At 67.6% G+C, this 14,629-nt stretch carries 16 protein-coding genes; 12 read left to right on the forward strand and 4 right to left on the reverse strand.

Going from position 1 to position 14,629, the window contains the following annotated elements; genetic code table 11:
* Positions 1-29: 29 nt before the first annotated feature.
* Positions 30-803: an IclR family transcriptional regulator gene (locus M7H19_RS10500; RefSeq protein ID WP_298180264.1), complete on the reverse strand. Its 774-nt coding sequence runs from the start codon at positions 801-803 to the stop codon at positions 30-32.
* Between the two features lie 98 nt (positions 804-901).
* On the opposite strand from M7H19_RS10500, the gene aceB reads away from it, so the two are divergent.
* The 3 genes from aceB to M7H19_RS10515 all read left to right on the forward strand — a co-directional run bounded on the left by aceB (position 902) and on the right by M7H19_RS10515 (position 4,597).
* Complete coding sequence (gene aceB / locus M7H19_RS10505; protein ID WP_298180266.1) at positions 902-2,476, forward strand: malate synthase A; 1,575 nt, start codon at positions 902-904, stop codon at positions 2,474-2,476.
* A 427-nt stretch (positions 2,477-2,903) separates the two neighbouring features.
* Entirely contained in the window at positions 2,904-3,221 is a 318-nt protein-coding gene (locus M7H19_RS10510; RefSeq protein ID WP_298180268.1) for a hypothetical protein, read from the forward strand.
* A gap of 596 nt (positions 3,222-3,817) precedes the next feature.
* Complete coding sequence (locus tag M7H19_RS10515; protein WP_298180270.1) at positions 3,818-4,597, forward strand: 5-oxoprolinase subunit PxpA; 780 nt, start codon at positions 3,818-3,820, stop codon at positions 4,595-4,597.
* A 1-nt stretch (position 4,598) separates the two neighbouring features.
* On the opposite strand, the gene M7H19_RS10520 is transcribed toward M7H19_RS10515, so the two are convergent.
* The 3 genes from M7H19_RS10520 to M7H19_RS10530 all read right to left on the reverse strand — a co-directional run bounded on the left by M7H19_RS10520 (position 4,599) and on the right by M7H19_RS10530 (position 6,708).
* Complete coding sequence (locus tag M7H19_RS10520) at positions 4,599-5,009, reverse strand: pyridoxamine 5'-phosphate oxidase family protein (RefSeq protein WP_298180272.1); 411 nt, start codon at positions 5,007-5,009, stop codon at positions 4,599-4,601.
* 128 nt (positions 5,010-5,137) lie between these two features.
* The gene (locus tag M7H19_RS10525) at positions 5,138-5,812 is read right to left on the reverse strand and encodes a Fe-S oxidoreductase (RefSeq protein WP_298180274.1); all 675 of its coding nucleotides are present in this window, start codon (positions 5,810-5,812) and stop codon (positions 5,138-5,140) included.
* An 8-nt stretch (positions 5,813-5,820) separates the two neighbouring features.
* The gene (locus M7H19_RS10530; protein WP_298180276.1) at positions 5,821-6,708 is read right to left on the reverse strand and encodes a putative RNA methyltransferase; all 888 of its coding nucleotides are present in this window, start codon (positions 6,706-6,708) and stop codon (positions 5,821-5,823) included.
* Between the two features lie 631 nt (positions 6,709-7,339).
* Between M7H19_RS10530 and ffh the strand changes: the two genes are divergently transcribed.
* The 9 genes from ffh (at position 7,340) to rplS (ending at position 14,607) form a co-directional block, all read left to right on the forward strand.
* Positions 7,340-8,875, forward strand: coding sequence for a signal recognition particle protein (gene ffh, locus M7H19_RS10535; RefSeq protein WP_298180278.1), 1,536 nt, complete (start codon positions 7,340-7,342; stop codon positions 8,873-8,875).
* A gap of 15 nt (positions 8,876-8,890) precedes the next feature.
* Entirely contained in the window at positions 8,891-9,955 is a 1,065-nt protein-coding gene (locus M7H19_RS10540; RefSeq protein WP_298180280.1) for an amidohydrolase family protein, read from the forward strand.
* 68 nt (positions 9,956-10,023) lie between these two features.
* Positions 10,024-10,755 carry a type II CAAX endopeptidase family protein gene (locus tag M7H19_RS10545; RefSeq protein ID WP_298180327.1) on the forward strand — a complete coding sequence of 244 codons (732 nt, stop codon included), beginning with the start codon at positions 10,024-10,026 and terminating at the stop codon, positions 10,753-10,755.
* Between the two features lie 63 nt (positions 10,756-10,818).
* Positions 10,819-11,652, forward strand: a complete 834-nt coding sequence (locus tag M7H19_RS10550; RefSeq protein WP_298180283.1) for a type II CAAX endopeptidase family protein — start codon at positions 10,819-10,821, stop codon at positions 11,650-11,652.
* A 266-nt stretch (positions 11,653-11,918) separates the two neighbouring features.
* A complete protein-coding gene (gene rpsP, locus M7H19_RS10555) occupies positions 11,919-12,416 on the forward strand; it encodes a 30S ribosomal protein S16 (RefSeq protein WP_298180285.1) in 498 nt (165 codons plus the stop codon).
* Entirely contained in the window at positions 12,413-12,652 is a 240-nt protein-coding gene (locus tag M7H19_RS10560) for an RNA-binding protein (RefSeq protein ID WP_012796462.1), read from the forward strand. Before rpsP ends, M7H19_RS10560 begins: the two co-directional genes overlap by 4 nt.
* A 19-nt stretch (positions 12,653-12,671) precedes the next feature.
* The gene (gene rimM, locus M7H19_RS10565) at positions 12,672-13,196 is read left to right on the forward strand and encodes a ribosome maturation factor RimM (protein ID WP_298180290.1); all 525 of its coding nucleotides are present in this window, start codon (positions 12,672-12,674) and stop codon (positions 13,194-13,196) included.
* Positions 13,197-13,333: 137 nt separating this feature from the next.
* Complete coding sequence (gene trmD / locus M7H19_RS10570; protein WP_298180330.1) at positions 13,334-14,083, forward strand: tRNA (guanosine(37)-N1)-methyltransferase TrmD; 750 nt, start codon at positions 13,334-13,336, stop codon at positions 14,081-14,083.
* Between the two features lie 164 nt (positions 14,084-14,247).
* Positions 14,248-14,607, forward strand: a complete 360-nt coding sequence (gene rplS / locus M7H19_RS10575) for a 50S ribosomal protein L19 (RefSeq protein ID WP_298180292.1) — start codon at positions 14,248-14,250, stop codon at positions 14,605-14,607.
* The last annotated feature ends 22 nt before the right edge of the window (positions 14,608-14,629 follow it).

Here is a 14,629-nt window from a genome sequence, read left to right on the forward strand (position 1 = left end):
AAAAAAGTTACCGGTTCACTCGTCCCGGTTCACTCGTCGTTGCGTTGGACGAGGTGTTCCGCCAGTCGCGCCGCCGTTCGCTGCACGGCGGGGGCGATGTCGCGTACAGCTTCGTCGGTCAGCCGGCCTTCGGGGCCCGAGACCGAGACCGCGGTGGGTGCCGGAGCGCCGGGGACGGCCGCCGCGATGCACCGCACACCGAGTTCCTGCTCGCTGGAGTCGAGGGCGTAGCCCTGTTCGGCGATCTCGGCGAGGTGGTCGAGCAGGGAGTCGATGTCGGTGTGGGTGTGGTCGGTGTAGGCGGGCAAGCCGGTGCGCTGCAACAGCGCCCGTGCGTCGTCCGGGCCCAGCGTGGCCAGCATCGCCTTGCCGACTCCCGTGCCGTGGGGGAGCAGTCTGCGGCCCACCTCGGTGAACATGCGCATCGAGTGCCGGTTGGACGCCACCTGTGCCACGTACACGACCTCGTCCCGTTCCAGTACGGCCAGGTTCGCGGTCTCGCCGACCTCGTCCACCAGTTCGGCCAGCAGCGGGCGGGCCCACGTGCCGAACTGGAGGCTGGCGTTCTCCCCGAGCCGAATCAGTCGGGCACCCAGGGCGTAGCGGCGGTTGGCGTTCTGCCGGACGTAGGCGAGGGTGACGAGCGTGCGGATGAGTCGGTGGATCGTGGGTATGGGCAGCCCGGACGAGGCGGCCAGTTCCGACAGACTCGCCTCCCCTCCGGCGTCGGCAAGTCGTTCCAGCAGTTCGAATGCGCGCTGAAGCGACTGCACGCCGCTGTTGCCCGATCTGGCAGACGCCACCGGTGACTCCTCTCGCGTTGATTCTCGCGTTGATGTTCCGCAATGTAGAAACTATAGTCCGGTATGCAGAAGGCTTCTGTATGTGTTTGGGGTGTTCGATGTCTGATGTGCGCGTGCTCGGCCCCGCTGTCGAGCGTGGCGACGAAATCCTGACGGACGAAGCGCTGGAGTTCCTCGCCGACCTGCACGAGTCCTTCGCCGCGACGAGGGACGAGCTGCTGGAGGCCAGGAAGCGGCGTCGCGAGGAGGCCAAGCGGACCGGCAAGCTCGACTTCCTGCCGGAGACCAAGCAGATCCGCGAGTCCGAGTGGAAGGTCGCCGAGGCCCCGCCCGCGCTGCGCGACCGTCGAGTGGAGATCACCGGCCCCACCGATCGCAAGATGACCATCAACGCGCTGAACTCCGGCGCGAAGGTGTGGCTGGCCGACTTGGAGGACGCCAACACTCCGCACTGGAACAACGTCGTCTCGGGACAGGTCAACCTGTACGACGCGGTTCGCAAGACCATCGAGCTGGATACCGGTAAGAAGCACTACAAGCTGCGCGACGACATCGAGCACGCCACGATCGTCGTCCGCCCACGTGGCTGGCATCTCGACGAACGCAACATCGAGTTCAACGGCCGTAAGGCCGTGGGCGCGTTGGTGGACTTCGGGCTGTACTTCTTCCACAACGCCAAGGAGCTGTTGAAGCGGGGTGTGGGGCCGTACTTCTACCTGCCGAAGATGGAGAGCCACCTCGAGGCCCGGCTGTGGAACGACGTGTTCACCCACGCCGAGAAGACGCTCGGGATCGAGCACGGCACCATCCGCGCCACCGTGTTGATCGAGACGATTCCCGCCGCGTTCGAGATGGACGAGATCCTCTACGAACTGCGCGAGCACGCCTCCGGTCTGAACGCGGGCCGCTGGGATTACCTGTTCAGCGTCATCAAGTACTTCCGCGATGCGGGGGAGAAGTTCATCCTGCCCGACCGCAACAGCGTCACGATGACGGCACCGTTCATGCGCGCCTACACCGAGCTGCTCGTGCGCACCTGCCACAAGCGTGGGGCGTTCGCGATCGGCGGCATGGCCGCGTTCATCCCGAGCAAGGACCCCGAGACCAACGAGAAGGCGTTCGCCAAGGTCCGCGACGACAAGGCGCGGGAGGCCGGCGACGGCTTCGACGGTTCGTGGGTGGCCCACCCGGGCATGGTCGAGCTGTGCAAGGAGCAGTTCGACAAGGTCCTCGGGGACAAGCCGAACCAGGTCGACCGGCTGCGTGAGGACGTGTCCGTGACCGCCGAGCAGCTGCTCGACGTGGCCGCGACCGAGGGGCGTGCCACCAAGGAGGGTCTGCGGGGCGCCGTGGACGTCGGTGTGCGCTACATCGCGTCGTGGTTGAGCGGTAACGGTGCGGCGGCCATCCACAACCTCATGGAGGACGCGGCCACGGCTGAGATCTCGCGTTCGCAGGTGTGGCAGTGGGTGCGCAACGGTGTCGAGCTCGACACCGGCGAGAAGGTCACCGAGGAGCTCGTGCGTTCGGTGCTCGACGAGGTGCGCGACGAATTGGCCGAGCAGATCCCGGCCGAGACACTCAGTGAGTCGGTGGAGCTGTTCGAGCAGGTGGCTCTGGCCGAGGAGTTCGTCGACTTCCTCACCCTGCCCGCCTACGAGCGGATCCAGTGATCACACCGTGCCCCGGCCCTGCCACACTGTGCGGGTCGGGGCACGGTTTTGTGTGGGGAGAGGCCGAGGCGTCTTTCCTGGTTCGACCGGGGGAGAGTGTCGAACGCGTCCACAACGGCCTGACCAGGTCGGCAAGATCGCCCCTGTGGCCGAGGAAGGGAACGTACGCAGGCTGTCGTGGACGATGCCGTGGACGCGGAGTGTGACCGCGGTCGTCGCCGGTTGTGCCTTCGTGGTCGTCGCCGGTTGTAGCACGACGGCCTCGGGCACACCGCTTGCCTCGACGTCGCAAGCAGAGCAGGAGGGGCAGCCCCGGCGCAGTCCACCGCGCCCCAGAATCCCGGTGCCGCTTTGGCGGCCGAGTTGCCGGTACCGATCGAGTTCTCGTTGCCGGACGGATGGCAATCGGTTCCGCCCGCCGAGGTCGGTGCCGCTGACGGAGATCGCCGACGAGGGTCTGGGCGGGCTGCGTACCTCGAGTACCGATGTGCGGGTGGAGAAACGCGAGGAAAGCGGTACTGCGGAGAATCCCGGGCTGACGCAAGTGGTGCGGTTCTCCACGGAGGTGGAGGGACGCGCCCAGGAACTCGTGCAGGTGCAGACCTATATCGGTATGCAGGACACCGGCAACCCCGACCGCAGAGCGGTCCTGCAGTTCGTGTTGACCGTGCAGCTGGAAGCGCTCGATCAACTCGTGGGGGACTTCCAGGAACTCATCTCCTCGGTCCGCCCTGAGGGCGGGTGAGGCCGGGTCGCCCGGTCTTCGTGCTGTTTTCGTCCCAGACAGTGCTGCCGTGCTGAACACCGTGTTGCGTGTACTGTCCGAGCAATCCTTTTCCATCATCCGACCTGGGAGGACGAAGCCGTGAGTGCTGGTGTCGGCATCGCGATCGCCGTCGGCGGCGGTGTTCTCTTGCTCGGAGGCTGGCTTGGCTGATCAATGAGCTGACTCGCTCGTTCGCCGCCGGAGTCGGGGAGGTACGACAGCGACCGGCCGAGGAGCTCCAGTGACGTGGGTTGGAGTAAACGACTCTTACGCAGAAATTCACAACACGCAGCCGGAGTTCCGGTCGCGAAACGTCATACGACAGTGGTCGTGCCCGGATGAGCATCCAGGTCGACGAGACGCCGATGCCGCCCGCGCCGGGGAATGCGGGGACGTGAGTACGAGGATTTCGACGCCTTCGCGCCGTCGGAAACGTTGACGCGTCTCGACGGTCGGATCGTGGCCGCCCTGCGCTGTCGAAGGGCCGGAATGTCGTCCGCCGAAGCAGCGGCACCGGGCCCGATTCGACCGCGTGGGCTGTCCACGGCCCGCCGCAAGACGATTACTCTGTCGACGTGGACGTGGTGATCGACCTCAACAGCGACCTGGGCGAGGGTTTCGGTACCTGGCCGCTCGGGGACGACGACGCGTTGTTGGACGTGGTGACCAGCGCCAACGTCGCGTGCGGTTTCCACGCGGGCGACCCGAGCGTGCTGCGCCGGGTCACCGAGCGCGCCGCCGAACGCGGGGTGGTGATCGGCGCTCAGGTCGGCTATCGCGACCTGGCCGGGTTCGGTCGTCGCTTCATCGACATGGACCCCGACGACCTGGCCAACGACGTCATCTACCAGATCGGCGCGCTCGACGGGTTCGCCCGGATCGCCGGTTCGGCCGTGCGCTACGTCAAGCCGCACGGCGCGCTCTACAACGCCGTGGTCTACCACGCCGAGCAGGCCGCCGCCGTGGTGGACGCGATCCGGCGTTACGACCCCACCCTTCCGGTGCTGGGCCTACCGGGCTCGGAACTCGTGCGGCAGGCGGAAGAAGCGGGGCTGGCCGTGGTGTTGGAGTCCTTCGCCGACCGCGCCTACACCCCGGAGGGCACGTTGGTGTCGCGGCGGGAACCGCATGCCGTGGTGCGCGACCCCGACGAGGTGGTCGAGCGCAGCGTGCGCATGGCGGTGGAGGGTGCCGTGCGCGCCGTGGACGGCAGCGTGCTGACGCTGCGCCCGCAGTCCCTGTGCGTCCACGGCGACACGCCGGGGGCCGTGGATCTCGCTCGCAGGGTCCGCAAGGCACTCGTCGAAGCCGGTGTGTCGGTGAGGTCCTTCGTCGAAGCCGGCCGGGGGAACTGACTCAGACCGGCGCGAACGAGAGCCGCCGCCCCGTGAGCTGACCCGGTCGGATGCGTAGATACCGGTCGCGGTGGCTCGGCACCCACGGCCGGTTGCGGAAGTCCGTGACCTGGACCAGCGTGTCGATGTCGGTGACAGCCGTGACGGTGCCGAGCAGTACGACGCTCCATCCGGTGTGGCTCGCGTCGTCGATGCGGTCGACCTCGAATGCCACGACCGTGTCCACCACCCGGCGGGCCCACGAGTCCTCCACCGTTCTGACGAGCACGTCCCGACCGTCGAGCACGAAGTGCATCGGACGGATGGCCGGCAGCGCGTTCTCGGTGAAGACGAGCCGTCCGATGGGTTCGGTTCTCAGCAGGTCGAGGCATTCGGCCTCGGTGAGTGCGTGCGTCTCTATAGGGGCGGTCATCGTTTCTCCAGGCCGTGGCTGTGTGGCCGACTGCTACCGGCTCACATCGACTCTGCGTCACGATGCCCGGCAGGCAGCAGGGCACAAAGGCTCGTCGAAATGTGACCCATCGGCCGTGCTCGAGCAGCTCAGGGGCCCAGCAGCGTGCGCAGTCGCCGTTCTCGGTCCGCGGGGGACTGCCGGGGACAACTGACGCACTTCGCGCCGAGCGTGGTCGGAGCCTCGTAGATCAGGCAGCACGACGAGCGCCGCACCACGGGACGTTCGCCCACGGTCGTGAACCGGGGCCTCGGCGAGCCGTTCCACACGCAGCCGGGCACGTCGCGCGCCGCCCGCGCCATGTGTTCGACTAGTTCGTCGGCCATGCGCCTGGCGCCGTGCGTGTCGCCCGTGGTCGATCCCGTCCACAGCAGCCGGTTGGCGATCGAGTCGACGGCGACGGCCCATAATGCCCGCGCCGATGCTCCGCTGGTCTGGGAGAACGCCGTGACCGCGCCGTCGACGGCACGCACGAGTGCCGCGCCGAGGTCACCCGGGTCCGTGCCCAGTGTCCGGGACGAGTACGCGTCGAGGAACCGGCCGTCGTCGGTGACGTCGAGTGTCACGGCGTCCAGCGAGGGGTCTCGGGCCACACCGGTGTGTACCCACGGTTCGAGCGCCGGGGCGACCAGCACCGAGGACACCGAGTACCAGCGGATGGTGCCGAGCACGACGGGGTCGGCGGGGCCGTGCAGCCGACGCGCCCGCCGTAGGTCGTCGGCCAGCCACGCGGGGTCGGTCAGGACGGTCGCAGACAGTTCCATTTTCGGCCTCACCTTCGTCTCGTGTAGGTCGCCACCGTGAACGACGTCGTCACGGTCACCGGTTCGGTGATGGTGGCGAGGCGATCACCGAGACCGTCGCGGTGCAGGTGGTGGGCGTTGGGGCCCATGAGTACGGCATTGCGCACGTCCTCGGCGGACAGGGTGACCCGCCCGTCCACCCGTGTGCGGTCGACGAGTGTGAAACCGTCCGCCAGTGCGTTGTCGAGGCGCTCGGACTTGTCGGTGCCCACGTCGAGCAAGGGCAGTGACTCGGCCAGCTCACGGAGGTGATCGGGTCCGGGGCCCGCCACCAGCAGTGTGCCGCCCGGTGTGAGGACGCGGCGGAACTCCTCCACGTTGCGGGGAGCGAAGACATTGATCACCAGGTCTGCGCTGTTCGTGCCTACCGGCCACGGTTGCCACAGGTTCCACACGACCGCACCCAGCCTCGGGTGGGCGCGGGCTGCCCGTTTCAGTGCGGGCGCGGACACGTCGAGGGCGAGTCCCGTGGCGTCCGGCAGTGCGTCCAATACGTGTGCGAGGTAGTAGCCCGTTCCCGCGCCCGCGTCCACCACCAGCCGCCCCCGTGCCTTGTCGGCGAGGGTCTGGGCCAGTGGTGCGTAGAAGCCGCTTTTCAGGAACGCGTCCCTGGCGGCGACCATCTCCGTCGTGTCCGCGGTGCCCTTCGGGACCTTGGCGTGCAGCAGATTGACGTAGCCCTGGCGCGCGAGGTCGAATGTGTGTCGCTGCCCACATCTCAATGTCCGGTCCCGCAGCACGACCGGATCACCGCAGATCGAGCAGCGCAATGCGGCCACGACGGTGTCGGGCAGTGGCGAGAGCGTCGTGGATGTCGAGGGCGTCGAGGAATTCGGGGGAGGGGAACTCGCACGCATGAGCCCTATTCGACCACGTCCCGGCACCCGGAAACGTGACCGCAGCGGAACCCGTGGGTCTGGGCGCGCGAAACATGCCGTAGCAGCGTTTTCGGCGCTTGGATCCGCTTGTGTCCCCGTCCGGAACATCGTGCGAGAGCACTAGCGGCAAGGCCGGGAAAGTCCCGGGAAAGTCCCGGGAAAGCCGGAGCCGGGCCGGGTGGGGGTGCGGTCGCACCGTTGTGGGCGTTTCCGTGGAAAACCAAGGCTCGTCCGTGGATGATGGGCTCGCAGGCCCCCGTCGCGGTGGGAACCCGTCGGAATTGCGTAGAACTACTCACCGGTTACTCAGTGTCTTCACTCTGCCGTGGCGCCGTTTTTCCGGGCAATCTGTAGTCGTTCCCGATGAGGTGCTCGCACCGGCCTCACACGGTCGCCAGTCGCTGGGGGTCTGGCGAACGTTGAAAAACGCAAGCCGGGCCCGGCGGGCGCCTCGTCGGGACAAGGCCCGCCCGATCGGGAGGGGGACGCATTGGGGGGAGTGCCGACCGGGCGGGCCGACCGTCGACCAGCCGCGGTCGTCTACCCTTGGAAATCGCGGTCGGCCCGCATACCGGCCTCGATAACCACGACCCGCTGGAGCGTGCACCCCGTGTTCGACACACTCTCCGATCGGCTCACGTCGGTCCTGCAGAACCTGCGTGGCAAAGGGAAGCTCTCGGACGCCGACATCGACGCGACGGCGCGCGAGATCCGTATCGCGTTGCTGGAGGCGGACGTCGCGCTGCCGGTGGTGCGCGAATTCATCAAGCACGTCAAGGAGCGGGCCAAGGGCGCGGAGGTCTCGCAGGCGCTCAACCCGGCCCAGCAGGTCATCAAGATCGTCAACGAGGAGCTCATCGGCATCCTCGGCGGTGAGACCCGCAGGCTGAACCTCGCCAAGACCCCGCCCACCGTGATCATGCTGGCGGGTCTGCAGGGTTCCGGTAAGACCACGCTGGCGGGCAAGCTCGCGCGGTGGCTGAAGAAGCAAGGCCACGCACCGTTGCTCGTGGCGTGTGACCTCCAGAGGCCGAACGCGGTCACCCAGCTGCAGGTCGTCGGTGAGCGGGCGGGAGTGACCACGTTCGCTCCCGAGCCGGGTAACGGCGTCGGCGACCCGGTGGACGTCGCCCGCCGGTCGATCGAGGAGGCCCGCCGGGCGCAACACGACGTGGTCGTCGTCGACACGGCCGGTCGGCTCGGTGTCGACGAGGAGCTGATGCGGCAGGCCGCCGACATCCGTGACGCCGTCTCGCCCGACGAGACCCTGTTCGTCGTGGACGCCATGATCGGTCAGGATGCCGTGACCACGGCGGAGGCGTTCCGGGACGGTGTCGGCTTCACCGGTGTGGTGCTGACGAAGCTGGACGGTGACGCCCGTGGTGGTGCGGCACTGTCGGTGCGGCACGTGACGGGCAAGCCGATCCTGTTCGCCTCCAACGGCGAGAAGCTGGAGGACTTCGACGTCTTCCACCCGGACCGGATGGCCAGCCGCATCCTCGGCATGGGCGACATGCTCACCCTCATCGAGCAGGCCGAGCAGGCGTTCGACCAGGAGAAGGCCGAGGAAGCCGCGACCAAGCTCGGCACCGGCGAGCTCACGCTGGAAGACTTCCTGGAGCAGATGCAGGCCGTCCGCCGCATGGGCCCCATCGGCAACTTGCTCGGCATGCTGCCCGGTGCGGGCCAGATGAAGGACCAGCTCGCCCAGGTCGACGACTCCCAACTCGACCGGCTCCAGGCGATCATCCGTGGTATGACCCCGGCCGAGCGCGCCAATCCGAAAATCATCAATGCGTCGCGTCGGCAGCGCATCGCCAAGGGCTCCGGGGTGACCGTCCGGGAGGTCAACGACCTCGTGAACCGGTTCTTCGAGGCCCGCAAGATGATGCAGCAGATGGCGGGCCGGTTCGGATTCGGTGGGGGCGCCAGCGCCACGAAGAAGCGCAAGGGCAAGAAGGGGAAGAAGGGCAAGAACAAGGGGCCCACGCCGCCCAAGGTCAAGGGCGGTTTCCCCGGTGGCTTCCCCGGCGGACTCCCGCAGGGAGGCGGCATGCCCGACCTGTCGCAGCTCGGTGGTGGGCTGAACGAACTGCCTCCCGGGTTCGACCCGTCGAAGCTGAACCTGCCGAAGAAAAAGAAGTAGGCCGGGGAAAGGGCCATGTACCACCTGCGAGGGGTCGTGCTCCCCGAAGGCGAGGAGCGCGACGTCTGGATCAGTGACGGCCGGATCACGTTCGAGCCGGTCGAGGGCGCCCGCACTCTGGACGGGGCTTTTCTGGTGCCGGGGCTGGTGGACGCGCACTGCCATCCCGGTATCGGCGCCGATGGACCTACCACGCTGGAGCAGGCGCGGGAACAGGCGCTGCGCGACAGGGACGCGGGAACGTTGCTGATCAGGGATTGCGGTCTGCCGCTCGATGTGCGGCCGCTGCAACGCCACGACGATTTGCCTCGGATCGTCCGCAGCGGTCGGCACCTGGCGTTGCCCAAGCGCTACCTGCCCGGCCTGGGTCTCGAACTCGAACACCCCGATCAGCTGCCGGACGCGGTGGCGGCGCAGGCCGCGGACGGCGACGGTTGGGTGAAACTCGTCGGCGACTGGATCGACCGGTCCGTGGGTGATCTCGCGCCGTTGTGGCCGGACGACGTTCTCGCCGAGGCCGTCAAGGTTGCCCACGACGCCGGAGCACGGGTCACGGCGCATGTGTTCGGTGAGGCCGCGTTGCCCGGGCTGATCGATGCGGGCATCGACTGTCTCGAACACGGCACGGGGCTTTCGGCCGACCAGCTGGCGGAGCTCGCCCGGCGGGGCACGGCGCTGGTGCCCACGCTCATCAACATCGAGAACTTCCCCGAGATCGCGGACAAGGCGGTTCGATACCCCACCTATGCCGCCCACATGCGGGCGTTGCACGCGGGGGTGTCCGACATGGTGGGCGCGGCCGTCGACGCCGGGGTCGCCGTCTACGCCGGGTCCGACGCGGGCGGCATGATCGAACACGGCAGGCTCGTTGACGAGATCGAGGCCCTGCACCGAGCGGGGATGACCCGCGAGCAGGCGTTGGCGGCGGGGTCGTGGGCCGCGCGGGACTGGCTGGGCGTCGACGGACTCACCGAGGGCGCTTCCGCCGATCTGTTGGTGTTGGACGCCGATCCGCGGGAGGACCTGTCCGTGCTACGCCGTCCTCGACACATCGTCCTGCGCGGAGTGGTGATCGACTGACGCGATCGGCCGCTCCGCCGTAGGGTTGGCTGCAGGGGCCATCGGCGCTTGCGGACCGGGGAGGTGTGGTGGAGCACGACGAGGGCTCGCAGCCTGCTCGTGACGGGCTCGTTCTCGGCGCACATTGGGGATTGCTCGCCTTCATCATCTCCCTCAGTCTCTATTACCTGTTGTCCCTGCTGTTGACGGGATTCGTGTTCGACGGTCTCGTGACGACGTGGGATCTGTCCGACCTCGGTCCTTTCGTCCTCCTGGCGTTTCTGCCCAATCTGCTCCTCGGGCTCGGCCCGGTGTACGCCTCACGGAAGTGGGGCGGGGGTATCCGTTCGGACTTCGGGTTGCTGCTCACCGGTCGGGACGTGCGGGTCGGGCTGGCTTGCGGCGGGTTCTCCCTGCTCGCGGCGTATGTGTTGAACCTGTTGTTGCTCCAGGTCTACGGCAGTGAGTATCTGTCCGATTCGGCCACGAACGTGCTGCGGGACATGATGTCCGGTGTCGGGTGGCTCGTCCTCGCGGTGATCGTGCTGGTCGTGGTCGCGCCGCTGACCGAGGAACTGCTGTTCCGCGGAGCGTTGTGGGGCGGTCTCGCGTACTACCGGGTGCCGCCCTGGGTGATCCTCGTGCTCACCGCGCTCGTGTTCGCCCAGGTGCACGGGGAGCCATCACGCACGCTCGCGTTGTTCGGCCAGGGCATCGCCATCGGCGCGGCACGAATGATCACCGGCAGGGTGAGCGCGAGCATCGTCGCCCATGCCACCAACAACCTTCCTCCCGCGTTGCTGCTTTTCAGCGCGGCGTGACCGACCGGAAACGCGAAGTAGGCTCGGGTGGGAAGATCGCGGCACGGCGGAGGAGACGCGCGCGTGAGGTCATCGGATTCGCAGGACCCGGCACGTGAGGTCGAACCCTCCGGGGACCGTTCGGGGGCGTTGTCGCCGGTCAGGTCGGCGCAGGGTTCTTCGGACGCGGCACCGGGCTACCGGCCGCCCACCCATCGATGGGGATTCGGCGCGTTTCTGTTCGTGGAAGGCGTGCTGCTGGCGACCGCGGCGTTCGTGGGCGCCGTCATCGGCCCGAACACGTTGGAGTCGATCCCCGTGCGGGACGTGCTCATCGGCACGATGACCCCCACCGTGTTCGCGGCGATCGTGGCGTTGGCCATCACCAAGCTCCGGGGCAACGGCCCTCTCGCCGACCTGTGTCTGGTGTGGCGTTGGGACGACGTGAAGATCGGCCTGAAGTTCGGCGTGCTCGGACTCGTGTGCACGGTGACGGGGGTGCTGGTCTGGACCCGGGTGGTGGGTGACGACAACGCGACCTCGGCCATCAGCATGCTGGTGGAGGACAAGCCGATGTCGGTGTCGGCGGCCGTGACGATGTTCCTCTATCTGTGGCTGCTGGGCCCGATCTGTGAGGAGATCATCTATCGCGGTCTGCTCTGGGGCGCGGCCGAGCGGTTGGGTTGGGGGAGCGAACGTTGGGGCCGGTTCGCGGCGTTCGTGTTGTCCACGGCGGTGTTCGCGGTGAGTCATCTCGAACCACTGCGTACGTCGTTGCTCCTGGTCATCGCCGTTCCGATCGGCTTGGCCCGTTTGGTGACCGGTCGACTGCTCGGCAGCATCGTCGCTCACCAGATGAACAACTTCCTCCCTGCGTTGGCCATTCTGCTGACCTCGCTGGGAGTTCTCACCGATTGACGTGCGCTGTCGGATGGCTTCGGCGGTGTCAGTGCAGTGACAGTGCAGTGTCGGTGGCGTGTCGGTGGCGTGTCGGTGGCGTGTTCCCGCTCCCCGGCACGAACCGGGTTGGTCCGATCTGGCAAAATAGTGGCTTGCCCGCTCCGGTTCGGGCCCTCTCACCGTGCCGGAGCGATACACATATACCTGCGGGCACCCGGATCCGGCTCCCCACTCGGATCGTGTCCCGACCCGAGTACGAGAAGACGACAGGAGTACCCACACCCGTGGCTGTCAAGATCAAGCTGCAGCGCCTCGGTAAGATTCGTGCGCCCTACTACCGGATTGTGGTCGCGGACGCCCGCACCCGTCGTGCCGGAAGGGCCATCGAGACCATCGGCAAGTACCACCCGAAGAACGAGCCCAGCTTCATTGAGGTGGACTCGGAGCGTGCTCAGTACTGGCTGAAGGTTGGCGCCCAGCCCACGGAGCCTGTGCAGCGCATCCTGGAGGTCACCGGCGACTGGCAGAAGTTCAAGGGGCTGCCCGGTGCCGAGGGCACGCTCCGCCAGCCGGAGGCTAAGCCGTCGAAGCAGGAGCTGTTCAACGCTGCGCTGGCCGCCGCCAACGAGGAGCCCGCTGTCGAGGCCACCACGCCCAAGAAGAAGGGCAAGAAGGCCGAGAAGGCTGAAAAGGGCGACAAGTCCGAGAAGACCGAGAAGAGCGAGGCCGGCGAGGCTTCCGAGTCCGGTGACTCGGCGGAGAAGAAGGCCGACCAGGCGTGAGCTTCCTCGCCGATTCCCTCGAGCACTTGGTGCGCGGCATCGTCGACAATCCCGACGACGTGCAGGTGGAGCTGATCACCACCCGTCGAGGTCGCACCTTGGAGGTGCACGTCCACCCGGACGACCTCGGCAAGGTGATCGGCCGTGGTGGCCGCACGGCCACCGCTCTGCGCACCGTGATGGGAGCTGTCGGTGGTCGCGGCGTCCGCGTGGATGTCGTCGACACCGATCGATAGAGCGCGGAAGGCACCTGGCGTGCAGGTCGTGGTGGGGCGGATCGTGAAGCCGCACGGTATCCGCGGGGAACTCGCCGTGGACGTGCGCACCGACTCCCCGGAAGAGCGTTTCGCGCCGGGTGCGGTACTCACCGGCAAGGACCGGGACGGCCGTGCTCGCCCGCTCACCGTGGCAGCCGTCCGCCCTCACGGCGGACGGCTGCTCGTACGGTTCTCCGAGATCCCCGACCGCACGGCGGCCGAGGAGGTCCGGGGCGTGACGCTGTGGGTCGACGTCGCGGACCTGCCGCCGATCGACGACCCCGACGAGTTCTACGACCACGAGCTCGAAGGTCTGCGGGCCGAGCTCGTCGACGGCACGGTGGTCGGTACTGTGCGCGAGGTCGTGCACTCGCCCGGTGGTGAACTGCTGGCTGTCGAGGTCGAGGAACCCGAGGGCCGACGTGAGGTGCTGGTGCCGTTTGTGATGGCGATCGTGCCGCGCGTCGAGGTCGGCGAGGGCCGGGTCGTGCTCGACCCACCCGAAGGGCTGCTCGAGGCCTGACCCGACTGAATCCGACCGGTTTCTCGTGCCCGAGAGTGGGAGAGGGAAAGGTGAGCGAGTCGAGCTCCCCGCAGCGGCCCACGGCGCAGGACGACGCTTCTCAGTCGTCTCGGTCGTCTCAACCGTCGCGGCCGCCACTGCGCATCGACGTCGTCACGATCTTTCCGGAGTACCTGCAGCCGCTACGCGCTGCCCTGCTGGGGCGAGCGCTCGACCGTGGGCTGCTGGAACTCGGCGTGCACGATCTACGCGACTGGACCCACGACGTGCATCGAGCCGTCGACGACGCGCCCTACGGCGGCGGCCCCGGCATGGTGATGAAGCCGCAGGTGTGGGGCGAGGCGCTCGACGACGTGTGCGATGAGCGGACCCGCCTCATCGTGCCCACTCCCGCCGGCAGACAGTTCACTCAACAGGTCGCCCGGGAATACGCACGCGAGCAGCACCTCGTGTTCGCGTGTGGCCGTTACGAGGGCATCGACCAGCGGGTGATGACCGACGCCGCGCGCCGTATGCGTGTGGACGAGGTGTCGATCGGTGACTACGTGCTGGTCGGGGGAGAAGCGGCGGTGCTCGTGATCGTCGAGGCCATCGTGCGGCTGTTGCCGGGTGTGTTGGGCAACCCGGTCTCGGCCGAGCAGGACTCGTTCTCCGACGGCTTGCTGGAAGGGCCGAGCTACACCAGGCCCGAGGTGTGGCGTGGCCTGGCTGTGCCGTCCGTGTTGCGTTCGGGCAACCATGCGCTCATCGATCGCTGGCGTAGGGACGAGTCGTTGGCGAGAACCTTCCACCGCAGGCCTGAGCTGCTGGAGCGGTTGCCGGAAGGTAGCCTGGACGAGCATGACCTCCAGGTGCTCGACCGGCTCCGACGGGAGGCCGATGAGTGACGCCTGGGTACGTCTGCCATACTTGCGAGGTTGGCGCGACCGGTTCACGCGCCGAAGCTCCTGGGCCGCCCGCTGTCGGTGACACTGCCGGTGACACTGGCTGGCCGGCGCGCGCCCGGACCATGTGAAGCCACACTGCCACACAAGGACGAGGACGGACACCGATGAACACGCTGGACGCGTTGGAAGCCGAGTCGCTGCGTTCTGACATCCCCTATTTTCGCCCGGGCGACACGCTGAAGGTTCACGTCCGCGTCATCGAGGGCAACCGCGAGCGTAACCAGGTGTTCGAGGGCGTGGTCATCCGTCGCCAGGGCGGCGGTATCCGCGAGACCTTCACCGTGCGCAAGGTCTCCTTCGGTGTCGGCGTGGAGCGCACGTTCCCCGTGCACTCGCCGAACATCGCCAAGATCGAGGTCGCCAAACGCGGTGACGTGCGTCGTGCGAAGCTGTACTACCTTCGTGACCTGCACGGTAAGGCCGCCAAGATCCGGGAGCGTCGCGAGACGCCCTCTGCGTCCTGAGCAATCAGGCCGGCTGCCGTAA

It is taken from the genome of Saccharomonospora sp. (assembly GCF_027317685.1).
In the GTDB taxonomy this organism is placed as follows: Bacteria; Actinomycetota; Actinomycetes; order Mycobacteriales; family Pseudonocardiaceae; genus Saccharomonospora.